We start from the raw sequence: 22504 nt of genomic DNA, 5'->3' as shown, positions 1-22504 counted from the left end.
AGACCCCAAGCCGATCAAATGGAAGTACGACAACCCACAGCGTCGATATCACCAATTTCAATGATTCAGTGGACTAGGTGGTAGGGTCGGCCACGCCGGGGGTACGGCGGTACAGTTCGTTGGACAACCCGCGCCGAGCACTTAGCAGTGGTAGCGATCGTCTCAAGTCTTCGAAGTCCTTGAATTGGCACGATCCGATTACAGACGGCGAGTGTGAATCGCCCCGGGTTTCGCGGAGGCTCAACACTCTGAGAGGATTGAGCCATGAAGAAGACGAACAAGTTCTCGCCCGAGGTCCGTGAACGCGCTGTGCGCCTGGTGCAAGAACACCGAGGCGAGTACCCATCGCTGTGGGCCGCCATTGAATCGATTGCCCCCAAGATCGGCTGCGTGCCTCAGACCCTCAACGAATGGGTCAAGCGCCAAGAGATCGATACGGGTGCCAGGGACGGCATCAGCACATCGGAGCTACAACGCCTGAAGGAACTCTAACGCGAGAACAAGGAGTTGCGCAAAGCCAACGAGATCTTGAAGCTGGCCAGCGCGTTTTTCGCCCAGGCGGAGCTCGACCGCCGTCTGAAGTCCTGAAGGGCTTCATCGATCAGCATCGACAGGCCTACGGGGTCGAGTCGATCTGCAAGGTGCTGCAGATCGCCCCGTCTGGCTACTGGCGCCATGCCGCCCAGCAACGCAGCCCGGCCCTGCGATGTCAGCGCGTTCAGCGTGACGGTGTCCTGTCACCGCATATCGAACGCGTCTGGCAAGCCAACATGCGGGTCTACGGCGCAGACAAGGTCTGGAAGCAGCTCAACCGCGAGGGCATTTCCATTGCCCGCTGCACGGTCGAGCGATTGATGAAGCGCCTGGGCTTGCAAGGTGTGCGCCGTGGCAAGGTGGTGCGCACCACTATCAGCGATGGCAAGGCACCATGCCCCCTGGACCGGGTCAACCGAGTCTTCAAGGCCGATCGACCCAACCAGCTTTGGGTATCTGACTTCACCTACGTCTCGACCTGGCAGGGCTGGCAGTACGTGGCGTTCGTGATCGACGTGTACGCGCGGCGCATCGTGGGTTGGCGCGTGAGCAGTTCGATGCGAACGGACTTCGTCCTCGATGCGCTGGAGCAGGCGCTGTACGCCAGGCAACCCGAGCGCGATGGCAGCCTGGTTTGCCACTCGGATCGCGGCTCGCAATACGTCAGCATCCGCTACAGCGAGCGCCTGGCCGAGGCAGGCATCGAACCTTCAGTGGGCAGCAAGGGCGACAGCTACGACAACGCGCTGGCCGAGACCATCAACGGGCTGTACAAGGCCGAACTGATTCACAGGCGAGCACCCTGGAAGAGCAAGGAATCGGTGGAGCTGGCCACCTTGGAATGGGTGTCCTGGTTCAACCACCACAGGCTGCTCGAGCCCATCGGCTACATACCTCCGGCCGAAGCTGAGGCAAACTATTACCGGCATCTCGCCAATCAGGCTCCAACCACTGCCTGACTTAAACCAACCGGCCTCCACGAAACCCGGGGCGGTTCAAGTGTGCATAGGCGAAATTTCCACACGGGAACAGGCCAGACATGCAGTTTTGTACTGGATGGCCTTCTACAATCAGCGCAGGCTGCGTTCTTCGTTAGGCTATCTGAGCCCGATGCAGTTTGAACAACGCTGGTGCGAGGCACAGCGCAAAAAGGCCGCTTAACCCATGGGTTAAGAGCTACACGAAACAGGGACGACATCACACCAGCACAGTGCACTCATGGCCGAACACCAGAAGACCCGCTCTGCATTGAAATTGTCCACTCAAAAAACCGTAGCCGAAAAAACAACTTCGAAGAGCGACGAAGACTCTGTGCAAACGGACACCGGAAGCTCAGACCGTACAGAAGCACCGACTCGACTCACTCAGGCGCAGCGGCGCGAGTTGGCTGAACGCAAGATCCTAGACGCCGCGCTCGAGATCGTTGCGCGCCGGGGTTCGGTACGCATGACGTTAGCCGAAGTGGGGGAAGCAGCTGGTTACAGCCGTGGGTTGCCCGCTCATCGCTTTGGCAACAAGGAAGGGCTGCTCAGGGAGCTTGCCAATACCATTGGCGAGCGCTTCGAAGCCCGATTGCGTGCGCTTCCGGTGAGCCGGCCTGGATTAGATACGTTGCGTCGACAGGTCAAAGCCTACTTTGACAGAGACGACAAACGTTGGATTGAAACGCGTGCCCTGCTGGTCATGATGACTGAAAGCTTCATGGAGGACTCCAGCCTCAATCCGCACATTGGTGAATACCTGCGCAACAGTATCGACCGGCTCGCAGAGCACATTCAGAAGGGGATTGCCATGGGCGAGATCCGCCCCGAGATAGACCCTGTAGCGGCGGCTACTTTAATCTTGGGCGCGATGCGTGGTGTGCTACACCAGCGCTTGGTGTTTGGCGATCTAGAATTATCAAGCATGCGCGACATCACGATGCAAATGGTGGATCGCACACTGGGCGTGAAGTGAGTACCTAATAGATTGCATTCAGCGCTTTAATGCTCTCGGTCACACATTCGGGTGCAGATGCAGAGCGGAGTGATTGAATGGGTCTTAACGATGTCGTGCTTGCCGTGCGCGCTCCCAATCGGCGGCCGTCCAGGCGATAAGATCTTCTGCACCGGAGTGGCGCAAGTGCTGACCGCCATCGATGGCGATCATCTCGCCGTTGATGTAAGCACCGCAATCGCTGATTAGAAAGGCGGCAAGCTCCGCCAGTTCCTCAGGCCTGCCCAGGCGACCGAGGGGGTTGCCCTTGAGCTTGCCAGGGCCCTCTCGCGAGGCGCCAGGGTCAAGACCGCGTGTGGAACCTTCCGTGGAAAATGGACCAGGGGCGATAGCCACCGTACGAATGCCGTGCGAACCCCATTCCACAGCCAGACTACGCGTCATCGCGAGAAGCGCGGACTTGGCCATTGCCGAGGGTACGGTGAAGGCGCGGCCTGTGCGCGTGGAGGTGGAAAGGATGCTTAGCACAACACCTGGCTGACCCGCATCGATCCATCGGCGGCCTGCCTGCAACGTGCAGTAAAGCGCTCCATGCATTGTGGGTGCAAGAATTGCGTCAGCCGCCCGCGGGCTCAAGCGTTCTGTTTGCGCGATGAAGGTTGCGGCCGCGTTGTTGACCAACACATCGATTGGGCCGCTTTGAGTAGCCTGATCGAACAATGCAGCCACAGCTTCCGCGTCACGCACATCGCATGCAATAGCCTGCACGTCTACGCCGTGCTGAGCGACCAAGGTGTCGCGCGCCTGCGTTAGCACTTCTTTGCGGCGTCCACTCAACACTAGCGCAGCTCCTAGTTGGGCGAAGCGCGCGGCCATCGCGAACCCGAGACCGGTGCCACCACCAGTAATAAGTACACGACGCTCCCGCAACAAATTAGCTTGCAGCATATGATCTCAGCTACCTGTGAAATTGGGAGTACGACGCTCGGCCATCGCCTTAACGCCCTCACGGAAATCCGATGTACGAAAATGCGCGAACTGCTCCTCACTCTCTCGCGCGACTGCGTTGCGGATAGCTGCAACGAGGCCATTGCGCAGCGTAGTGCGCGTGGACTGCACAGCGATGGATGCGGAGATGGCGATTTCTTCGGCCAGCGCCATGGCTGCACCGCACACTAATTCCGCGCTGTCTACCAGTTGGTCCACCAGCCCAATCGCTAGTGCCTGGTTTCCGTCAATGCGTCGGCCAGTGTAGAAGAGCAGGGCAGCCTTCTGTTCACCCACCAGACGCGGCAAGGTCACAGACAGGCCGAAGCCGGGGTGAAAGCCGAGGCGGTTGAAATTCGCTGTGAAGCGTGCTTGCGGGCAGGACACACGGAAATCCGCCGCCAGAGCCAGACCAAGGCCACCGCCCACTGCCGCACCTTGCACTGCCGCAATGATCGGCTTGGTGGTCGCGTAGATACGAAGGGCTTCGGCATAGATCGGGTTGAGCTGGCGCGGGCGTTCTGGGGCGTTCGTACCGTCACCGGTACTGCTGAAATTCGCACCCGCACAGAAGGCCGTACCCTGTGCGGCCAGAACGATGGCTCGGCAGTACTGGTCACGCTCCAACATTTCCAGCGCATCGGCCAACGAGGCAATCAGCGCGTGGTCGAAAAAGTTGTGCGGCGGGCGCTGCATCTCGATCAAGGCCACATTGCCGTGACGTTCGATGTTCAGGTCCGCAAAGGTCTCGTTATCCATTTTATGTCTCCTTGTTGCGTCGCTTTAGGCTCAGGCCGTGCGGAACTGGCGCTCTGCCATGGCGGTCCAGAAGGCGGCCGAGCCGGCGCGGATCGCCGTTTCGCCCAGGCGCTGTGCCCACCATGCATCGGCGCCGTACGCTTCACGCCAGGCCCACAGGCGGCGAGTTGCGGTATGCAGCGCGTGTTCGCGGGTGAAGCCGATAGCGCCCAATACCTGATGCCCGACGGCGGCGACACGAGTGCCGGCCTCACCACAACATACCTTGGCCACTGCTACGCCAAAAGGGCCGCGATATTCACGCTCGGCGTCGGTCAGACTGAAATCCTGCCCTGCCATCAGCGAGGCCATGCGCGCGGTGGCCACGTCGCCGGCTACCTGAGCTAGGGCTTGCTGGAGCGCTTGGTTTTTGCCGATGGGCCGACCGAACTGCACGCGGTCGTTGGCGTACTGGATAGCCTGTACCAGCACCCATTCCATAGCGCCCGTCATCATCGTCGAGTGCACCAGCGCGCCAAGCGAGCGCAGCGGCTCGCGCACGGCAAATGCCGAGGCTGGAAGCACGGAACGCACGATCGCGCTGTCGAAATTAACGGTGTCGCTGGGCATGCCTGCCGTGTCACGGCCAGGGGTGATGCTCACTCCCTTGGCGTCTGCCAGATCTATATAGGCCAGATCGCCATTGTCCAACTGAGCCACTGCCCAGCGTGCGTGGCACGCCCACGGCACGGACTGAGCACGACCGCTAATCTTCTCACCGCTGGCAGCGAGGCTGAGTTCGGTGCCCACGCGCGCATCAATCAACGTGCCAGGTCCAGCTGGCAGTGACTGGCCGGCTGCGTCGAGTAAGGCCAGGCCAATAGCCGTTTCAGCCAGCGGCGTTGGTATGCGGTAGCGTCCCAGCTCCGAGAATATAGGAAGGGCCTGCTCGGGCAGCAGGCCAAATCCTTGATCACTGCTCACGAGGGCAAGCTGGAAGCCCGACTCTTCGATCTGCGTCCACAGCGCGCCAGGGAACTCACCAGACTCAGCGCGTTCGTTCAGGGTAAGGTCTTCGGCAGCATCGGCAAACAGACGAGCCGCGCTTTCCTGAATCATTTTTTCGTCGTTCATCGCAAGCCCATTCCCTTGGCCAAGATACCGCGAAGGATCTCGCGCGTGCCGCCACGCAACGAGAAACAGGGGTTAGCCACAACCAAGTGCTGTTGCACCTTGGCAAGCGTGCTGTCGGGCGGTACGCGCCCGCCGAAAAGTTCATGCGCCAAATCAGGAATGGCCTGCTCCAGCAGGGCGCCCTGGTCTTTAACCGCCGCAGCGGCCATGGACGGGTTCTGGCCTGCAGCCAGCATGCCCGAGACACCCAGTGACATCTGGCGCAGCGTGGCGTACTGCGCTACCAGACGGCCCAGCACCAGGGTGTGGTGCGGGTTTCTTGCATCAGAGGCGTCCAGCATTTCCAGCATGAGCTGAGTGCTGCTCATGTAGCGCTCTGGGCCCGCACGCTCGAAGGTAAGCTCGGTGGTCACCTGGTTCCAGCCGTCGCCTTCCTCGCCGATCAGGTTTTCGTGCGGAACGCGCACGTCATCAAAAGTGACTTCATTGAACTCGTGCTCGCCCAACTGGTTGATGATTGGACGAACTATCAGGCCCGGCGTGCTCATGTCCACCAAGAACTGCGACATGTCAGCGTAGCGGTTTTCGCTCGGCGCGGCAGTGCGGACCAGCGCGATCATGTAGTGCGATTTGTGCGCGCTGGAGGTCCATACCTTACGACCATTGATAACCCAATCGTCGCCGTCACGCACGGCACGCGTGCGGATGGATGCAAGGTCCGATCCGGAGTCTGGTTCGCTCATGCCAATGCAGAAGAAGCATTCTCCGCGCACGATCTTCGGGACTAGGCGTGGGGCCAGAACGTCTGGCGAATAGCGCATCAGCAGCGGGGCGCTTTGGCGGTCGGCCACCCAGTGTGCGGCAACGGGTGCTCCAGCGGCCAAGAGTTCTTCAAGCACCACGTATCGTTCGAGCATGGAGCGTTCGCCGCCACCGTAGCGCTTGGGCCAGGTCATGCCAATCCAGCCACGTTCCCCAAGCTTGCGACTGAACTCGGCGCTGTAGCCAGACCAGTTTCGGGCACGTTCTTCACGTGGATAGTCGGCCAAAGCATCGCTCAGAAAGCTGCGAACCTGCGCACGCAGGCCTTCGCATTCCCTTGGCAACTGCGCCGGTCTTATGTTTAGTACTTGCACAGGTAGTCTCCATTTGGGGTAACTGGGCTTCCATTTAAGGTAGCCGAGGCGGCGAATGCCGTCTATTCAGGCCCATCCACAATAATGTGCTTGCTGACCAACAAATATAAATGCTAAAGTGATTCTTGGCAACTCGCTTTCAGCGTGTTGCCTTGTCAAAAATACAAATCGACTTGGAGACTACGTATGACCCGAATCAAAAGCATTGTTGGCGCTTTCGTCGCTACGATCACCGCCTTCGCATCTACTGCCACGCTGGCGGAAAACTGGCCGACCAAGCCGTTACGCATCATCGTGCCCTTCAATGCGGGTAGCGGCTCAGATTCGGATTCGCGCTTCTACGGCGATTTGCTATCGAAACGCCTGGGACAACCCGTGCTCGTGGAAAACCGGCCAGGAGGAAACGGCCTGATTGCTGTGCAGACTGTTAAGTCTGCGCCTGCAGACGGCCACACCATCATGCTATCGAGCAACACGCCGATGTCTGTCAACCCAGCGATCATGCGCAAGATGTCTTATGACCCTTTCAAGGACTTCAAGCCATTGGTTGGATCAACTTTTGGCCCTGCTGCTTTTGTCATTAGAGGCGACTCTCCCCACCGGTCCATGAATGATGTGGTAGCTGCGGCAAAACAGGAGAAGCGCCCAATCAATATTGGTAACTACTCAGCAGGCTACCAGTTGGTAGCAGCCTGGGTAGGCACGTCAGCTGGCGTTGAAATCAACCATATCAACTACAAAGGTGGCTCACAGGCTGTAACCGACGTGATCGGTGGTCAGCTGGAAATGGCCATAGTTGATCCGAGCTCCTTCGTTGAGATGCATAAGACTGGCCGCATTCGTATGGTGGCTACCACCGGTGCCAAGCGTCCGGAGACTATTCCTGATGTCCCGACGATGATGGAAAGTAGCTTTAGCGAGTTCGAGACCTATGTCTGGAGCTCATTCTTCGTACGTAGCGATACCCCCAGCGATATCACCAACACCTTGATAAAGAACTTTAGCGAAGTGCTAGCAATGCCTGAGTCAGTGGCTTATCGTAAGCAACGCGGTGGCATGCTTTTGGACTTGAAGGGTGACGACCTGCGTCAGTTTCAGATACGTGAGTACGAGCGTTTCAAGCGTGTGGCTGAAGCAGCCGGTCTTGTTCAATAAGTCCGGGAATTTTTCAGCCGCTTACTCCGTTCGTATCCATACAGCATCATGTCTCTCTCACATCAGGAAACCAATCCGCCCACCATCCCAACTGGCCCAATGGCGGGGCTTCGGGTGTTAGATCTGTCAGCTGTCGTGCTCGGCCCGATGGCCACTCAGATCCTGGGGGACTACGGTGCTGACGTTATCAAGATCGAAAGTCTTGACGGTGATCTAATGCGCTTCAATGGCGTTTCGCGCCATCAGGGTATGAGCTCCATCTACCTGACCATTAACCGCAATAAGCGGTCGCTGGCTATCGACCTGAAGACGCCCGAAGGTGTGCAGATAGTGCTTCGACTGGCCGCGACCGCCGATGTGTTCGTCCACAACATGCGTGTGCCGGCCATTGAACGCCTAGGGTTGGACTATGAGGCGATTAAGCGCGTGCGGCCTGACATCGTTTATTGTGTGGCCACGGGTTATCAAGAAGGTGGAGCGTATGCGGGTAAGCCGGTATTCGACGACATCGTGCAAGCTGGCTGCGGACTGGTTGATCTGAACCTGCGCGATGCCAATGCTCCACGTTACATGCCGACGCTGGTTGCCGACAAGGCAGCCGGCATCATGGTCGCTCAGGCAATTACCGCTGCTCTGTTGCATCACGCCCGTACAGGGCAAGGTCAGTATGTGGAGGTACCTATGTTCGAGAGCATGACCGCATTCACGCTAGTAGAGCATTTGGGTGGCCTGAGCTTCGTTCCGGAAGAGGGCCCGCCTGGCTATGCGCGCATAGTCAACGGCGGACGTAAGCCCATCGGTGTGCGCGATGGATACGTCACCGTCTTGCCGTACTCACCAGTGAACTGGACGATGATTTTCCAGCGCAAGGGCCGCGATGATTTACTCAAAAAGTACGAAGGACTCGATCGCTGTCAGCTTAACATGCGTATACGCGAGTTGTACGCTGACCTTGAGTCTTTACTGACAGACATGAGCTGCGAGGAGTGCGTGACATGGTGCGAGGAATTGGACATTCCAGCAACACGCATCTATGGCCTGCACGAACTAAAGGAGCACCCGCAGCTCAAGTCCGTTGGTTTTTTTGAGACGCACGAACATCCGACCGAGGGCCCCATTACGCAGGCGCGCCCGTCCGTGCGTTTTGCTGGCACACCGGCATGCATATCCAGGCACGCGCCTTCACTAGGCGAGCATTCCGTGGAACTACTTCAGGAAGTGGGTCTAAGCGCTGTTGAGATTGATGCACTGTTAAGGTCAGGAATCATCCGGACGCCTGCTTGACGTGAATCGCCTACATGGTCCGCCCAAGGAGTACAAGCTTTTTACGTTGTGATGGTCTGAAGGGTTTGCTGCCTTACATCCGGGCTGTTGGTGCAGTGGTTGCTGCTGCCCATGATGGCTATTCGCGGCTGGGGTTCCTATCTCCGGGATGTACTCAAGGTACTGGCGATTCATCGGAATTCCCCAACCCGGTTTGACCGTCATTCCATCAATACTCTTTGTGCAGGTTCTCCTTCAAATCGGTGTTGTAGGTCAGTGGCGCACCGCGCTGATGGATCAGGCAGTTACCGTTTCAAGCGGATTCCAGCGAGTCCGGTCGAAGGCCATGCCCCTGGCTAGAACCGCCCACGCGGTGCGCGCCATCTTGTTGGCCAACGCCACGACCACGACGTTGTTGACCCTGCCTTGATTTCACGTACAGCAAGAAGTTGGAAACTTCAGCTGTATGGAGAATCGAGATGCGAGATACCAAACTGCCCAAGCGGCAATACACGGATGAATTCAAAGTCGAGGCGACCCGGCTGGCCGAATCGGTCGGAGGCCACGAAGCGGCGCGCCGATTGGGTGTTCCGGTGGCCACACTGGGCAACTGGAAGCGGCGCTCAGCCGCAGCAGGCACAGGCGCACCTGAAGTCGCGTTGAATGCGGGGGCAGTGCCAACGCGCCGGCCCGTGAGCGAACTGGAGGCTGAGAACAGCCGGTTGCGCAGGGAACTCGCCGACGCGAAGCTCGATGTGGAAATCCTTCGAAAAGCGACGGCGTACTTTGCCAAGGGGTCGCGATGAAGTACGCCTGGATCGAGAACCATCGCGACGAATACACCGTCAGCCGGTTGTGCCGGGTTTTATTGGTATCGCGCTCGGGGTACTGCCAGTGGCGCGTGCGGGCGCCCAGCGCGCGGACTCTGGCCAACCAGGCCCTGGACACCAAGGTGGCGGCCATCCATCAGGGCAGCCGCCGCAGCTACGGCAGGCCCCGGATCACGCAGCAACTGCGCCAGCAGGGCGAGTGCGTGAGCGCCGAGCGGGTGCGCCAGAGTCTCAAGCGCCAAGGCCTGTTCCCGGTGTACCGCCGGGCGTACGTGGTCACCACCGACTCAGGGCACCGCCTGCCGGTGGCAGCCAATATTTTGGATCGACGTTTCGACGGCTGGCAGCCGAACCAGGCCTGGGTGGGCGACATCACGTATGTCGCCACCGGCGAGGGTTGGCTGTACCTTGCCGCGGTGATGGACCTGGCGAGCCGCCGGATCGTAGGCTGGTCGATGTCAGACTCGATCGATGCGAAGCTGGTGTGTGCTGCCCTCAAGTCAGCGTATTGGCAACGCAAGCCGAGCCCGGGATTGCTGGTGCACACGGATCGTGGAAGCCAATATGCGAGTCTCGAGTACCGCCGGCTGGCGGCGGACTTCGGCATCACGATGTCGATGAGCAGACGGGCGAACTGCTGGGATAACGCGGCCATGGAGAGCTTCTTCAAGACGCTCAAAGTCGAGCGGATCTACCAGGTAAGCTATGACACTCGGGCGCAGGCAAGATTGGACATCGTGGACTGGATCGAGGGCTTCTACAACCGCGTGCGCATGCACACGGCTATCGGATGCCGGGCCCCTGTCACAAAGGAACGCAGCCTGCTGGCTGCATGACTTGGTGTACGTGGAAACGAGGCAGGGTCATGTAATGTCGCCGCTGTAGCGTATCCGTCCGGCCAACCCATCTAGCTCGAATGAGCAATTGCAAGCACCATCGTGTCCACGTAAACCATCGTGCACACCATGTCTCAAGAGATTCCCCATTCGCGCTCCCGTGTCCCCCGCACTCGCCGGGTCTACAGCGCACAATTCAAGGCTGAACTGATCGCCGCGTGCCGGCAGCCCGGCGCATCGATTGCCGCCACGGCGCGCGAACATGGCATGAATGCCAATGTGCTGCATCGCTGGCTCAAGGAGCATCGTCTGGGCCTGCACCAGAGCGCCTGCGATACGGCGCATCCTGTTGCGTCCGGCATCGCCCCGCACTGCGACGATGCAGCGGCTGAGCTAGTGGCCAATGTACAAGCCATTCCTGCCCCAGCGCATCAGGCTCATCCGGTGCCGTCCAACCCCGTGCCCGCCTTCATCGCCATGACGCTGGGCTCGCCGGTGATGGGGCCTCAGGCAGCGGGTGCACAAGCTGCCCCAAGTGCCGCATCGGCAGTTTGCTCATCAGACATCCGCATCGAGTGCTGTCATCACGGCACCCGCGTGACGGTCAATTGGCCGCTGGCCGCTGCTGGCGAGTGCTCCCGCGCATTGCAGGGTTTGCTCCAGGTGCTGCGGCAATGATCCGCATTGATGCCGCCTGGCTGGCCACGGCCCCGCTGGACATGCGCGCCGGCACCGACACGGCGCTGGCCCGGGTCGTTACCGTCTTTGGCGCCGCCCACCCTCACCACGCCTATCTGTTCGCCAACAGACGCGCCAACCGCATCAAGGTGCTGGTGCACGACGGCATCGGCATCTGGCTGGCCGCTCGCCGCCTGCACCAGGGCAAGTTCGTCTGGCCGGCGCCAGGCAATGAGCAGTGGCAGTTGGAGCCTGTCCAGCTTGACGCCCTGGTGCTGGGCCTGCCCTGGCAGCGCATGGGAGACGCCGGCATCATCACCATGGTCTGAAGTCTGTGCTGCATGACCGCCGACGCGCAATCCGTGGATCTGCGCATGGCACTCCAGCAGCTTGCCTGGCACACTGCCTGTCATGTTGATGCAGTCGCAATCCCTGGAAAGTCTCAGCGCACAGCAGCTGCGCGAGATGACCACGCGGCTGCTGACCGAGCTGCGCCACAGCCAAGCGCTCAACGCCAAGCTCACCCACGAGAATGCGCTCTTGAAGCGCATGAAGTTCGCGGCCCAGTCCGAACGCTTCAACGCCGAGCAGCGCAGCCTGCTTGAAGATGAGATTGAGGCCGACTTGGCGGCGGTCGCCGCCCAGATCGAGCAACTGCAGCCGCCAGCGTCTGCGCCCCAGGCCAAACAGCAACCCAAACGCCAGAGCCTGCCGGCCCACCTGCCGCGCCGCGAGATCCGCCATGAGCCCGAGTCGACCACCTGCCAGTGCGGCTGCCAGATGAAACGCATCGGTGAAGACGTGGCCGAGAAGCTGGACTATGTGCCCGGCGTGTTCACGGTGGAGCGCCACATCCGCGGCAAGTGGGCCTGCGCCCAATGCGAGACCATCACCCAGGCGCCGGTCGAGGCCCATGTGATCGACAAGGGCATTCCCACCGCCGGCCTGCTGGCCCAGGTGCTGGTGGCCAAGTACGCCGACCATCTGCCGTTGTATCGCCAGGAAGCCATCTTTGCTCGCGCCGGCTTGGGCCTGCCTCGCTCCACCTTGGCGCAGTGGGTGGGCACCTGCGGGGTGCGGCTACAGCCGCTGGTCGATGCCCTGAAGGCCGAGATACTCAGCCGCAGCGTGCTGCACGCCGATGAGACGCCAGTGCAGATGCTCAAGCCTGGCAAAGGCAGCACCCACCGGGCTTACCTGTGGGCCTATGCGCCAGGCGCCTTCGAAGACATGAAGGCCGTGGTGTACGACTTCTGCGAGTCCAGGGCGGGCGAGCATGCCCGGGCCTTCCTGGGCGACTGGAAGGGTAGCCTGGTATGCGATGACTTCAGTGGTTACAAGGCTGGGTTTGCCAATGGCCTGACTGAGGCTGGATGTCTGGCGCACGCCCGACGCAAATTCTTCGACCTGCATGCGGCCAACAAAAGCCAGCTTGCCGGGTTCGCCTTGGAGCAGTTCGCCAAGATCTACGACATTGAGCGCGAGGTGAAAGACCTGAGCGCCGATCAGCGCCAGGCCATCAGGCAGCAGCACTCCAAGCCTATCCTCGATGCGCTGCACCACTGGATGACATTGCAACGGCAAAAGCTGCCCGACAGCTCGGCGACTGCCAGGGCCCTGGATTACAGCCTGCGGCGCTGGACTGCACTGACGCGCTTCGTTGATGACGGGCAACTGCCCGTGGACAACAACTGGATCGAAAACCAGATCCGGCCGATAGCCATTGGCAGAGCCAATTGGCTGTTCGCCGGCAGCCTGCGCGCGGGCCAGCGGGCGGCGGCGGTGATGAGCCTGGTTCAGTCGGCCCGCATGAACGGGCACGACCCCTATGTCGGTTTACCTTAAGGCAATGCTGATCAAGTAGCGTCAATCCATGGCACGAACCATTTGAATGCCAAATGGCGTGAAACGCTGCCGAATCTCGGCCCGCTGAGCCCGCTCTCTGGAGGCTTTCAGCCCCCTTCAAACCCCTACGGGCGCACCTGTCCCAGCAATTGCCCTCGGCCCAGGTAGATGTTGGCCAGCGCCAAGGCCGTGAACGCCCGCGTCGCGTTCTTTTGCAGCCCGCGATAGCGCACCTTGCCAAAGCCCCACAACCGCTTGACCACCCCGAACACATGCTCTACGCGAGCGCGGATGCGTGACTTGTTGCGGTTCTTGGACCGCTGCGTCTCGTCAACCACCCCGCACCTGCGGGTGCGCTGGTTGGTGAAGTCTTTGGCTTTGGGTGCCTTGCCCCGGATCAGCGCTTTCTGGCTGGCGTAGGCCGAGTCGCCGTACACGCGCTGTTCGTTGCCATGCAGCAGATCGGGCAGAGGGTGTTTGTCGTGCACATTGGCCGCCGTCACCACGGCGCTGTGCGCCAGCCCGCTTTGGCTGTCCACGCCAATGTGCAGCTTCATGCCGAAATACCATTGCTGGCCCTTCCGCGTCTGATGCATGTCGGGGTCGCGTGCCTTGTCGGCGTTCTTGGTGGAGCTGGGCGCTGCGATGATGGTTGCATCCACGATGGTGCCGGTGTTGACCTTGAAGCCGCGCTCCTGCAGTTGCTGGCCTACCTTGGCAAACAGGGCTTCGCCCAGTTTGTGCTCATTGAGCAGTTTGCGAAACTTCAGCAGCGTGGTGGCATCGGGCACGCGTTCGCGGCCCAGATCAATGCCCACAAAGCGGCGCAGACTGGCGCTGTCATACAGAGCCTCCTCGCACGCCAGATCGGCCAGGTTGAACCAGTGCTGAAGAAAATGGATGCGCAGCATGCGCTCAAGGCCAATGGGCGGGCGGCCGTTGCCTGCCTTGGGGTAGTGCGGCTCTATCACCTGGCAGAGGGCGGCCCATGGCACGATGGCATCCATGGTTTGCAAGAACTCTTCGCGTCGGGTGGGCTTGCGCGAATGCTCGAATCCGCTGTCTTGATCTGCGGCCATGGCCAGGGTCTGCTGCTTCATAGGCGGATAACGGTTGAAACCCCACAACGGTGGACCTTAATCAGCATTGCCTTAAGTCTGTCACTTTTTCACCTTAAGTTGGCACAAATGCTACCTTTGCTCTGTCACCGAAGGCGTGCAACCGTTCAAAATGACTCGGCATCAAGACCCACAGGCAAGTATTTGTAGATTCCGGATGCAGCAGCTTGTTCGATCAAATCCAGGGTGATGCACTCGGTTTTTTGACGAATTGCCAGTTCCGCCGCCTGCACCAGCAATGTTGTGACCTTGCCCGTCAGGCCAGCACTCAGGCTCATCAATTTCTGGATGATGGCCTTGTCCGCCAATGGCGACGGTTTCTCCAGCGGTAGCAGCCGTCCGGAGCTCACCACAAAGGCTCGGAATTCACTGCTTTCACGCCACTTGGGCAAGGCAAACGGCTCAAAGCGTGAGGCGATTTGCGGGTCCGTCTGCATGGCATACAGCGCCTCGTTGGTGCCCAGCGCAACAATGGGAATACGCAACTCGTTGCTGATGAACTTCAACTGGTTGAGCAACTGGCGCTGCTCGCGAACCGTGCCGGCCAGCAGGTGGTGCACTTCGTCAATGATCATCATTTTCGGTGGCTGTCGATGCAAGAGCCGCAGGCCCAGAAGTTCCATATCCACGCCCCGACGGTTGATGGGGGCCTGTATCCCGAGTCCCTCGATGATCTGTGCATAGAGTTTGTCATCGGACGGTTTGGCTGGCATCTGCAAATGCACGCATCGCCTGACTTCCACTTCGTTCAAGTCATTGCACACGTTGGGATTGTCGCGAAGGAACTTTTCGACGATCATGGTCTTGCCGATGTTGCTGTCACCGTGCAGCAGCATGCAGGGCATGCGCCCGCTGGGCGGATGGTTCAGCAAGTGTCCCATCCTGGCCAGCGCTTCGTTGCCGCGTGCATAGGCAACCCACTTGGGGGAATACAGCCGGGTTACGCGCTCCTCGGTAGAGTCCTCAAGAAACGACCAGACGCCCGTGTGCAAATGATCCAGGTTCGGTGTCATTCAGTCATCCCAGACCTCTGCGTCAGATGGCAATACTGGCTCGGAATAGTCCACAGCGCTTTCTCCCACACGTGATCGATCCATCGTAGCGAATTGGGCATTGCTTTGGCGCTGTGACTGCCGACGGGCAGCTTTTGTCCTGGCCGTGGCATTGGCGATCAAAGCGCGCTGCGCGACCACGGCCTTGAAGATGGCTGCCTGAGCTGGCGCATTGTCACCGCCGCTGCGCAAATGGGCCAAAGCTGCCCTCTGTTCCCACAAGGTAATCGGCGGCAAGGACAGATCGGCATAGGGAACCGGATGATAGCGTTGGTCCGGGCCAATGACGTAGATCCTGGACAAATTACGCGGGTCATAGCGAACGGTGAGCGGCGCGCCAAGCGGCACGATCGCTGGCAATACGTTGTCCCAGTACCGGATGTTGAAAACATGCAGCCCATCACGGCGCAGTTTGCGTTGCAAAAATGGCAGGAAGCTGATGGTAAATTGATCTGGATGAGGGGGCAAGGCGCGTGGGACTGCATCGTCGGCATTGGCCGCCGTCTGCCATGCGGCCAAAGGGCTCTGGCCAATTCCTTTGTGGATGCGCCGGTGGTATTGCTCGCATATTTCAAGTGTCAGCCACTGCTCCAACTCGTTCAGAGTCATTCGTGCCTGCGCCTGCGAGGGATAGGCGCCCTTGTCTTGCGGATTGGAGCCGGTGGTTCCTGGCAACAGATGAACCCGGCCCATCAGGGTTCCGATCAGGCGTTCGATATGCCCCCCGTAATGGGGCGTCGCGACCGGGCGAAGAATCAACCGGATGCCGTGTTCGTCACACCCTCGGCGCAGTGCTGCTGCGGTGAAGTCGGCGCCATTGTCGGCATGCACCGCCTGGGGCAGACCCCAGACGGGCCAGTTGCAGTCGAGGCCCCGCTGCTTGAGCCAAAGCTCTTTGGGCAACGTTGCGTGACTCAGGCACAGGGCCACGGAGGTCGATGATGGCGCCTCCAGCGACAGGTAAAACCCGACAATGACACGGGTTGCAACGTCCACGGCCAGCGTCAGCCATGGCCGCCCTATGGGAAGCCGTCTTGCTTCGTCAACGACGATCAAATCGACAAGTGTGTGGTCAATTTGCACGACGCCAAGAGGCCGGTTGACTCGGTACCGTCCTGGCACAAAGTCGGTCAGCGATGCAGCCTCGCCCGGCTGCAGTCTTGCCTTGGCCACTTCTCTGGGGTCGAGAGCTCTGAGTCGGGCAAGGATGGGTTTACGGGAAGGCGGCTTCAAGCCCTGGGCGGCACAGCGCAAAAGCACCATTCGCACGACCTCCTCCTTTTTTGCGCGCACCTTTGTGAGATAGACATCATTGATGACCTCGGTAATCAAGCGTTCAAGGTGCGCGTCAATGCGCCTGCCGCCAACAGGTGGGCCCATCGGGCGGTGCAGCAAAGCAGATGTCTGTGGCGTTTCTCGATAAACGGCGAGCCATCGAAAGACGGTGCGCCGTGATACGCAAAACTCAGCGGCGACACGCGAGACGTGTTGAGCCACATCGTTGGTCTGGAGAATCGCGATGACTGCTGACTCGCGGCGCCGAGCGTCCTCCCACTGGGCGTGCGTTGCTTCATGAAGGGATGCAGCGCTATCTGCGTTCAGAGCAGATGCAATGGGCGGCGCACTAAGCTCTACCGCGCTTGTCGTCAGCGATTGGCCATTTGCCAGATCACGAATGACGACTTTGCCATCGCTTTGTACGCGCACGATGGCCACCAGTCGGTCGGCACAAACTGCCACTGCCTCCGGTACCACCGACAATTGCCTCATTGTTGATCCTCTGACAGACTGGTCGGCACATGGTGACACACTTAAGTTGCCTTATGCAAGGCATGTGACATCTACAAGGTGCCACTTCTCAAGGCTGATCAATTCACGATCACTCATCGCAGTGAGCAGTTAATCACCAGATTGACTGCATTGGCTGGAGGATTTCTCCACGTTGGAGCTATTTTTTGATGCCAAGTTAAGGTGTAAAAGTGACAGACTTAAGGTAAACCGACACCCGACGTGCAGCTGGAAGACCGGGTGGGCAACTGGGTCGAGGACCGTGTGGATGTGGGCTTCCGCCTGGGTGCCTCGCCCCATGAGGGCGTCATCGCGCGCCGGCTGTTCCCGGTGCAGCTGGTGTTGTGCGCGTCACCCAGCTACCTGCGCCAGCATGGCGCGCCCGACAGCATGGCCGCGCTGGCGGCGCACCGCTGCAGCGTGTACCGCAACACCGGCACCGGGCGGGTGGTGCCCTGGCGCTTCAAGGTGGGCGATGAAGAGGTGGAGCAGACGGTGGTGCCCGCGCTCAGCACCAACGATGAGGTCGTCGAGCTGCACGCCGTGCTGTCCGGCAAGGTGATCGGGCAGCTGGCGGGCGTGACGGCAGCGCCCTTCATCCGGGCGGGCCAGCTGGTGCCGCTGCTGGTGGACCACATCCCCGACCGCTACAGCTATTTCGTCTACTACGGCAGCCGAAGCGCGCAACCGGCTCGCGTGCGCGCCTTCATCGACCACGTCGTGGCAAGGCTCGTGAACAACAGCGAGTACGTCTTGAGCAAGAAGGAACTGAGAGAGGCGGCCCGCATCGTCCGGGAGCTGTCTGTTTGAACGACTGCTTTGGCTCCACCCCAAGCTTTAATCCGCGCCTTCATTCACGGGCCGCGAACGACTGCAGACGCTGCACAACGGTCATTCAAAGTGGAGCTGAGCTTGTCAGATCAGGGTCGACCCAAGCAACGCCATCGGCTCTTTATGGGCGGCAACTGCAATTCCACGTAGGGCACCCAGTACAGACCCTATCCGCCCCAGTCCTCTCCAAATACCTGCGCCTGTTGCAAGATTAGCTCCGCCGCAGCCTCCTGCAGATCCGGCGGGTACTTGTACTTGCGCAGAATGCGCTTGACCTGCTGACTCGGGCCACTATGTCTTTCCACCTGCGCGCAAGTTCAACAACTCGGCGCCAACTCACGCAGCTCCTTAACAACGATGTCATCGAGCTGTCCTGATTCTGTTGGGGTGCGCTCCCTACGATGAACACATCTCCTCAACGCCTAAGCAAGGCATGAGAGATGCAATTTTCGTCCACTTTGTTAAGGAGCTTCAACCATGATCCAACAACGCCTCTCCCTGTCTTCCATGATCGCAGCCGCAGCCTCAGTGGTTGCCCTGGGCCTCCCAGGGATGGCTTCTGCCGCATACGAACATCCTGCCAACAATGAAAAGGGCGTAATCGTTCACCCGGAACACTTCAAGAGCGAGAAGACGCGAGAGCAGGTTATCGCAGAAACCAAGGCTGCTATGCAGCAAGGACTCCTTTCTTACGGAGAAAGCAACTTCCCGATCCGCACACCTGATGCAGCTGGTCCAGGCAAGACGCGTGCGCAAGTAATCAACGAACTGCGGAATGAGTCCCCTGCCGAACGCGATGCGCGTCTGCGTCTTTACTACCAGGGCTGATTGCCTAAGTTGGTGTCGCAGAAAGCTTTGGAATCCATTCTGTTGGATCGTTGGCGTCGGCCTGACTGACCTCTTGTCAGTCCAGGCCGCCGCCCGAATTTCCCTGACTCTCAACCGCCGACACACTGTCGCGAGAAGAGCTACGGACCGAGTGGGTGGCGCGAGGGCAGTCGGCCGGGGCGCATCGTACCGCGCATGCGAAAGCGACAGTCAAAACCCTATCCTTGGCTGAAGACACCCAGATCCCACGCTCACACCCAGGTCAAGCGCTACGGCCATGATTGGGCGACAAAGTAGGTGCCATTCGCCTGATCAACAAACGAGCGGCAGTCTGGTCTAAGGCTACGCTGAACAAGCCCTCGAAATTTCCCGCGCGAACGCGGAAGACGCCATTTTTTGGATTTTGTGGCCTCTTGCGCCGCCCATTTGGGCCGTTCGCAGGGCCTTGAGGCCCGATTTCCACCCTTACGGGCGCACCTGTCCCTGCAGTCGCCCTCGGGCAAGGAAAATGTTGGCCAGCGCCAAGGCCGTGAATGCGCGTGTGGCGTTCTTCTGCAGCCCGCGGTAGCGCACCTTGGTGAATCCCCACAGGCGCTTGACCACCCCGAACACATGCTCTACCCGAGCGCGGATGCGTGACTTGTTGCGGTTCTTGGCCCGCTGAACTTCGTCCACCTCGCCTGCACGGCGGGTGCGCTGGTTGGTGAAGTCTTTGGCCTTGGGGGCTTTGCTCGCTATCAGCGCTTTCTGGCTGGCATAGGCCGAGTCGCCATAGACGCGCTGTTCGCTGCCGTGCAGTAAATCGGGCAGCGGGTGTTTGTCATGCACGTTGGCCGCCGTCACCACGGCGCTGTGCACCAGCCCGCTTTGGCTGTCCACGCCAATGTGCAGCTTCATGCCGAAATACCATTGCTGGCCTTTGCGTGTCTGGTGCATATCGGGGTCGCGCGCCTTGTCGGCGTTCTTGGTGGAGCTGGGCGCTGCGATGATGGTTGCATCCACGATGGTGCCGGTGTTGATCTTGAAGCCGCGCTCCTGCAATTGCTGGCCTACCTTGGCAAACAGGGCTTCACCCAGTTTTTGCTCATTGAGCAGTTTGCGAAACTTCAGCAGCGTGGTGGCATCGGGCACGCGTTCGAGGCCTAGGTCAATGCCCACAAAGCGGCGCAGACTGGCGCTGTCATACAGGGCCTCTTCGCATGCCAGATCGGCCAGGTTGAACCAGTGCTGCAGGAAATGGATGCGCAGCATGCGCTCCAAGCCAATGGGCGGGCGGCCGTTGCCTGCCTTGGGGTAGTGCGGCTCTATCACCTGGCACAGGGCGGCCCACGGCACTATTGCATCCATGGTCCGCAGGAACTCTTCGCGCCGGGTGGGTTTGCGCGAATGCTCGAATCCGCTGTCTTGATCTGCGGCCATTGCCAGGGTCCGTTGCTTCATCTGCGGATAACGTTTGAGAACCCACTATGGTGGACCTTAATCAGCGTTGCCCTAAATTTCACCGGAGGCAACATGAAAGGGTACTGTTCCGCCGATGGAAGCCCTGTTGGCGTTTGGTATTCTTATAGTATCAGCCTGCTTGGAAATTCGAGGCTGAACTTTGTTCTCCCCGAGCCGGATTCAACCGTCACACGTCCTCCGTGCGCTTGTGCAATGGCCCGGGTAATTGATAGTCCGAGGCCAGCACCATCGGATTGTGGGTGCGACCGAGACGGGTCGGCACGGTAGAAGCGGTCAAACAGACGAGGAATGCTTTGAGGATCAATGTCCTCCCCCGTGTTCTCGACCGTTACGACAATGGCTTGCGCTGTCTCGCTGATGTCAATCGTTACATCGCTATGGTCTTTGGAATGGCGCAATGCGTTCGACAACAGATTGCTCAGCGCTCTGCGAAACATCAATCGGTCACCCAAGATGGCTCCATCACCGAAATGGTGTAGCGTAACACCCTTTTCTTCAGCGACGGCTTCATAAAATTCTAATAAGGCCTGGGCTTCCTTGGCTGCAGAAAACCGCTCCTTGTTCGGCAAGTCAACCCCACGATCCGTCTTGGCCAGGAACAACATATCCGACACCATGCGCGCCAGGCGTTGGAATTCCTCCGCGTTCGACGCCAGTATGTCTCGATAGGTGTCAGCGTCTCGCCGGGTGGCGAGTGCAACCTGGGTTTGCGTCAGCAGGTTGCTGATGGGGGTGCGCAGCTCATGCGCCAGGTCTGAAGAGAACTCGGACAGTCGTTGGAAGTCATTTTGCAGCCTGTCCAGCATTTTGTTGAGCTCCTGCGCCAAGTCAGCCATCTCCACAGGAACTGCCTCGATGGGCATTCGCTCATCGAGACGATGAGAACTGACCGTTGTGGCCTGGGTCTTCATGGCGCGCAACGGTGCCATGCCTTTGTAGGCTGCGAACCACCCAAGCACCCCGCTGACCAAGATGGCACCAAGGGCATAGAGCGTCAGCGTGCGCTGCAATTGCGCCATGAATTGCGTGTGATCATGCATGTCAATGGCGATCAGGACATCCAGCGGTGGCGCCGCACTATGGACAGGATGGAAGCGCAAGTTCAGCGCGCGAAATTCACGGCCTTGATCTTCCCAACTCTGAATCTCAGCGGTACGATTTTTCGGTGTTGGCGCATCCAACGTGGCTGGTGCTTGAAACCCTTCAGTCCTGAAAATAATATTCCCATTGTCATCTTTGACACTGACAGACAACCCGTGGTGATTGGTCAATGCCTCGCGCAAGCGCGATTGAATGTCATCGGTGGAGTTGGCATTGACTATGATGTTTTCGATCAGGTGCTGTTTGTCTTTCAGCGTGATTCGATCCAGTTCCAGGAAGTGGCTTTCGGTCGCAACTAGGAACAATATTCCAAGCCCCAGCACGACGGCCGCAGCCACTATCGTGAAAAAGATGGCCAAACGATGGGTGAGCGAAAAGAACCGGAACATTCAAGCGCTCTCCGGCGCTTCCAGCACGTAGCCCATACCCCGCACGGTCTGGATCAACTTGACGTCCTGGCCTTCGTCGATCTTCAGGCGCAAGCGCCGCATTGCCACTTCGATCACGTTGGTGTCGCTGTCGAAATTCACGTCCCATACCTGCGAGGCGATCAAGGAGCGCGGCAAGACCTCGCCATGGCGGCGCATCAGCAGCTCCAAAAGACCGAATTCCTTGGCCGTCAGGTCGATGCGCTTTCCGGACCGGCTCACACGCCGGCGCAGAAGGTCCAGTTCCAGGTCAGCCACTTGCAGCGTGGTGGCTTCCATACCGGTTCGACCCCGCCGCAGGATGGTGCGTACACGCGCCAGCAACTCGGCAAACGAAAACGGTTTGACGAGGTAATCGTCGGCCCCCAACTCCAGCCCTTTGATGCGGTCTTCCACCTGATCACGGGCCGTGAGGAACAGCACGGGCATCTGTCGCCCCTGGCTGCGCAGGCTGCTCAGCACCTGCCACCCGTCCATGCCCGGCAACATGACGTCCAGGATCACCAGATCATGGTCACCCTCAAGCCCATGGTGCAGACCATCTATACCGTTGGTGACCAGATCAACGGTGTAACCTGCCTCGCGTAGGCCTTGCTTCAAGTAGTCGCCGGCTTTTGGCTCATCTTCAACGATCAGAATTTTCACGGTCTTGCTCCTGGGCGCTAGTTTGCCTGCGTATCGGCCCATCGGATCAAACATGTCATTTTTGTAATCTGACGGACAGGGAAGTGACGCACCAGCACCGTGAGAATTCGGCCTGTTTGATCCATATCAAAAAGGAGCGATTGCAGTGAGATCTTCAATTCGAGTCCGTGCCACATGCCGC

At 59.5% G+C, this 22504-nt stretch carries 17 protein-coding genes, 6 pseudogenes and 1 other annotated feature; of the genes and pseudogenes, 11 read left to right on the top strand and 12 right to left on the bottom strand.

Going from position 1 to position 22504, the window contains the following annotated elements; translation table 11 throughout:
- Nucleotides 1-264: 264 nt before the first annotated feature.
- The 3 genes and pseudogenes from AC1RDS_RS19260 (at nt 265) to AC1RDS_RS19250 (ending at nt 2490) form a co-directional block, all read left to right on the top strand.
- A pseudogene (locus AC1RDS_RS19260) lies at nt 265-1493 on the top strand (IS3 family transposase).
- Nucleotides 543-659, top strand: a sequence feature (AL1L pseudoknot). It overlaps the preceding pseudogene by 117 nt.
- Nucleotides 1494-1545: 52 nt before the next feature.
- Nucleotides 1546-1695, top strand: a pseudogene (locus tag AC1RDS_RS19255) (IS3 family transposase); the annotation flags it as partial.
- Nucleotides 1696-1752: 57 nt separating this feature from the next.
- Nucleotides 1753-2490 (top strand): TetR/AcrR family transcriptional regulator, encoded by a 738-nt coding sequence (locus AC1RDS_RS19250; RefSeq protein ID WP_492227234.1) that lies wholly within the window; start codon nt 1753-1755, stop codon nt 2488-2490.
- Between the two features lie 84 nt (nt 2491-2574).
- Here AC1RDS_RS19250 and AC1RDS_RS19245 read toward each other — a convergent pair whose 3' ends face one another.
- The 4 genes from AC1RDS_RS19245 to AC1RDS_RS19230 are packed head-to-tail and all read right to left on the bottom strand — an operon-like array spanning nt 2575 to nt 6464.
- A complete protein-coding gene (locus AC1RDS_RS19245) occupies nt 2575-3417 on the bottom strand; it encodes an SDR family oxidoreductase (protein ID WP_492227233.1) in 843 nt (280 codons plus the stop codon).
- A gap of 6 nt (nt 3418-3423) precedes the next feature.
- Complete coding sequence (locus AC1RDS_RS19240; protein WP_492227232.1) at nt 3424-4215, bottom strand: enoyl-CoA hydratase/isomerase family protein; 792 nt, start codon at nt 4213-4215, stop codon at nt 3424-3426.
- Between the two features lie 30 nt (nt 4216-4245).
- A complete protein-coding gene (locus AC1RDS_RS19235) occupies nt 4246-5328 on the bottom strand; it encodes an acyl-CoA dehydrogenase family protein (protein ID WP_492227231.1) in 1083 nt (360 codons plus the stop codon).
- Nucleotides 5325-6464: an acyl-CoA dehydrogenase family protein gene (locus tag AC1RDS_RS19230; protein WP_492227230.1), complete on the bottom strand. Its 1140-nt coding sequence runs from the start codon at nt 6462-6464 to the stop codon at nt 5325-5327. Before AC1RDS_RS19230 ends, AC1RDS_RS19235 begins: the two co-directional genes overlap by 4 nt.
- Nucleotides 6465-6650: 186 nt before the next feature.
- Between AC1RDS_RS19230 and AC1RDS_RS19225 the strand changes: the two genes are divergently transcribed.
- Entirely contained in the window at nt 6651-7619 is a 969-nt protein-coding gene (locus AC1RDS_RS19225; RefSeq protein WP_492227229.1) for a Bug family tripartite tricarboxylate transporter substrate binding protein, read from the top strand.
- 48 nt (nt 7620-7667) lie between these two features.
- Complete coding sequence (locus AC1RDS_RS19220; protein WP_492227228.1) at nt 7668-8903, top strand: CaiB/BaiF CoA transferase family protein; 1236 nt, start codon at nt 7668-7670, stop codon at nt 8901-8903.
- Between the two features lie 276 nt (nt 8904-9179).
- Here AC1RDS_RS19220 and AC1RDS_RS19215 read toward each other — a convergent pair.
- A pseudogene (locus AC1RDS_RS19215) lies at nt 9180-9305 on the bottom strand (IS110 family transposase); the annotation flags it as partial.
- A 56-nt stretch (nt 9306-9361) separates the two neighbouring features.
- On the opposite strand from AC1RDS_RS19215, the gene AC1RDS_RS19210 reads away from it, so the two are divergent.
- The 4 genes and pseudogenes from AC1RDS_RS19210 to tnpC form a co-directional block, all read left to right on the top strand.
- Nucleotides 9362-10548 (top strand): IS3 family transposase gene (locus AC1RDS_RS19210; protein ID WP_492227227.1). Its coding sequence is split into 2 segments (ribosomal slippage): nt 9362-9656 and nt 9656-10548, totalling 1188 coding nucleotides; the frame shifts between segments, so codons are not numbered across the junction.
- A gap of 129 nt (nt 10549-10677) precedes the next feature.
- A complete protein-coding gene (locus AC1RDS_RS19205; protein ID WP_492227226.1) occupies nt 10678-11226 on the top strand; it encodes a transposase in 549 nt (182 codons plus the stop codon).
- Nucleotides 11223-11555: an IS66 family insertion sequence element accessory protein TnpB gene (gene tnpB, locus AC1RDS_RS19200; protein WP_492227225.1), complete on the top strand. Its 333-nt coding sequence runs from the start codon at nt 11223-11225 to the stop codon at nt 11553-11555. The genes AC1RDS_RS19205 and tnpB overlap by 4 nt, the downstream gene beginning before the upstream one ends.
- A gap of 85 nt (nt 11556-11640) precedes the next feature.
- Nucleotides 11641-13065 (top strand): annotated as a pseudogene (gene tnpC / locus AC1RDS_RS19195) (IS66 family transposase); the annotation flags it as partial.
- 131 nt (nt 13066-13196) lie between these two features.
- Here tnpC and AC1RDS_RS19190 read toward each other — a convergent pair.
- From AC1RDS_RS19190 to AC1RDS_RS19180, 3 genes are all read right to left on the bottom strand, one after another.
- Nucleotides 13197-14171 (bottom strand): IS5 family transposase, encoded by a 975-nt coding sequence (locus AC1RDS_RS19190; protein ID WP_024815148.1) that lies wholly within the window; start codon nt 14169-14171, stop codon nt 13197-13199.
- Between the two features lie 125 nt (nt 14172-14296).
- Nucleotides 14297-15202, bottom strand: coding sequence for a TniB family NTP-binding protein (locus AC1RDS_RS19185; protein ID WP_492227224.1), 906 nt, complete (start codon nt 15200-15202; stop codon nt 14297-14299).
- A complete protein-coding gene (locus AC1RDS_RS19180) occupies nt 15203-17011 on the bottom strand; it encodes a transposase (protein WP_492227223.1) in 1809 nt (602 codons plus the stop codon).
- Nucleotides 17012-17245: 234 nt separating this feature from the next.
- Between AC1RDS_RS19180 and AC1RDS_RS19175 the strand changes: the two are divergent.
- Nucleotides 17246-17839: pseudogene (locus AC1RDS_RS19175) on the top strand (substrate binding domain-containing protein); the annotation flags it as partial.
- 188 nt (nt 17840-18027) lie between these two features.
- Here the strand turns inward: AC1RDS_RS19175 and AC1RDS_RS19170 are convergent.
- A pseudogene (locus AC1RDS_RS19170) lies at nt 18028-18135 on the bottom strand (type I restriction enzyme endonuclease domain-containing protein); the annotation flags it as partial.
- Between the two features lie 202 nt (nt 18136-18337).
- Between AC1RDS_RS19170 and AC1RDS_RS19165 the strand changes: the two are divergent.
- Nucleotides 18338-18688 (top strand): DUF4148 domain-containing protein, encoded by a 351-nt coding sequence (locus AC1RDS_RS19165; RefSeq protein WP_008904206.1) that lies wholly within the window; start codon nt 18338-18340, stop codon nt 18686-18688.
- A gap of 465 nt (nt 18689-19153) precedes the next feature.
- On the opposite strand, the gene AC1RDS_RS19160 is transcribed toward AC1RDS_RS19165, so the two are convergent.
- From AC1RDS_RS19160 to AC1RDS_RS19150, 3 genes are all read right to left on the bottom strand, one after another.
- Nucleotides 19154-20128: an IS5 family transposase gene (locus tag AC1RDS_RS19160; RefSeq protein WP_492227222.1), complete on the bottom strand. Its 975-nt coding sequence runs from the start codon at nt 20126-20128 to the stop codon at nt 19154-19156.
- A gap of 122 nt (nt 20129-20250) precedes the next feature.
- Nucleotides 20251-21639 (bottom strand): heavy metal sensor histidine kinase, encoded by a 1389-nt coding sequence (locus AC1RDS_RS19155; protein WP_086926350.1) that lies wholly within the window; start codon nt 21637-21639, stop codon nt 20251-20253.
- Nucleotides 21640-22323 carry a heavy metal response regulator transcription factor gene (locus AC1RDS_RS19150; protein WP_086928569.1) on the bottom strand — a complete coding sequence of 228 codons (684 nt, stop codon included), beginning with the start codon at nt 22321-22323 and terminating at the stop codon, nt 21640-21642.
- Nucleotides 22324-22504 lie beyond the last annotated feature (181 nt).

It is taken from the genome of Acidovorax sp. GW823-FHT02H02 (assembly GCF_058797075.1).
This window is presented reverse-complemented; position numbering and strand designations above follow the sequence as displayed.

Bases quoted from the DNA above. Each gene is read 5' to 3' on its own strand.
- AC1RDS_RS19185 (WP_492227224.1), bottom strand. From the start codon at position 15,202: ATGACACCGAACCTGGATCATTTGCACACGGGCGTCTGGTCGTTTCTT.
- AC1RDS_RS19165 (WP_008904206.1), top strand. From the start codon at position 18,338: ATGATCCAACAACGCCTCTCCCTGTCTTCCATGATCGCAGCCGCAGCC.
- tnpB (WP_492227225.1), top strand. From the start codon at position 11,223: ATGATCCGCATTGATGCCGCCTGGCTGGCCACGGCCCCGCTGGACATG.
- AC1RDS_RS19205 (WP_492227226.1), top strand. From the start codon at position 10,678: ATGTCTCAAGAGATTCCCCATTCGCGCTCCCGTGTCCCCCGCACTCGC.
- AC1RDS_RS19220 (WP_492227228.1), top strand. From the start codon at position 7,668: ATGTCTCTCTCACATCAGGAAACCAATCCGCCCACCATCCCAACTGGC.
- AC1RDS_RS19190 (WP_024815148.1), bottom strand. From the start codon at position 14,171: ATGAAGCAGCAGACCCTGGCCATGGCCGCAGATCAAGACAGCGGATTC.
- AC1RDS_RS19160 (WP_492227222.1), bottom strand. From the start codon at position 20,128: ATGAAGCAACGGACCCTGGCAATGGCCGCAGATCAAGACAGCGGATTC.
- AC1RDS_RS19180 (WP_492227223.1), bottom strand. From the start codon at position 17,011: ATGAGGCAATTGTCGGTGGTACCGGAGGCAGTGGCAGTTTGTGCCGAC.
- AC1RDS_RS19235 (WP_492227231.1), bottom strand. From the start codon at position 5,328: ATGAACGACGAAAAAATGATTCAGGAAAGCGCGGCTCGTCTGTTTGCC.
- AC1RDS_RS19250 (WP_492227234.1), top strand. From the start codon at position 1,753: ATGGCCGAACACCAGAAGACCCGCTCTGCATTGAAATTGTCCACTCAA.
- AC1RDS_RS19240 (WP_492227232.1), bottom strand. From the start codon at position 4,215: ATGGATAACGAGACCTTTGCGGACCTGAACATCGAACGTCACGGCAAT.
- AC1RDS_RS19245 (WP_492227233.1), bottom strand. From the start codon at position 3,417: ATGCTGCAAGCTAATTTGTTGCGGGAGCGTCGTGTACTTATTACTGGT.
- AC1RDS_RS19155 (WP_086926350.1), bottom strand. From the start codon at position 21,639: ATGTTCCGGTTCTTTTCGCTCACCCATCGTTTGGCCATCTTTTTCACG.
- AC1RDS_RS19225 (WP_492227229.1), top strand. From the start codon at position 6,651: ATGACCCGAATCAAAAGCATTGTTGGCGCTTTCGTCGCTACGATCACC.